Consider the following 580-nt stretch of genomic DNA (forward strand, 5'->3'; position numbering starts at 1 on the left):
CAGTTCTTTAAAGGTTGATTAAATATGCCTACGAGATGAGTTGGTTTATTCCCTAAATCTGTTGATTTATCGGTTGCGTCAAACTTTTAATGTAAATTGTGAAAATAATAATATCTTATTGTGATCAATATCACCGATAAGCTGAGCTGATGTATCTAACATGTCTCCTTGATTTCAATGTATGAAGGCAGTTATTGAACCATATAGGTACGATAATAGCCGAGTAGGTATGACTACCATGACGACACTTTTAGCTATTTCTATCACTACTGGAATTTTATCTGGCGTATGGGGTTGGATCGCCATCTCTTTAGGTTTGCTTTCTTGGGCTGGTTTTTTAGGTTGCACGAGCTACTTTGCAGCGCCAACGAGCGGATTGAAAGGACTAGGCATCAGCTTAATCACCAATATGACAGGCGTATTCTGGGCAATGGTAATTATTCACGGTTCCACTTACGTGGGGTTGGAAATTATTGGCTATGTGATTACCGCTATTGTGGCATTCTTCATGTGTATTCAAGCTAAACAGGCTTGGCTCGCGTACATCCCTGGTACTTTTATTGGTTCATGCGCAACATTT

General features: G+C 39.7%; 1 protein-coding gene. It reads left to right on the forward strand.

The window, feature by feature from the left end; all coding sequences use genetic code 11:
- Positions 1-238: 238 nt before the first annotated feature.
- Positions 239-580 (forward strand): DUF1097 domain-containing protein (locus R7R78_RS28190; RefSeq protein WP_225474858.1); only part of this gene is annotated, 342 nt, incomplete at its 3' end.

The organism is Vibrio sp. 2134-1 (genome assembly GCF_033339495.1).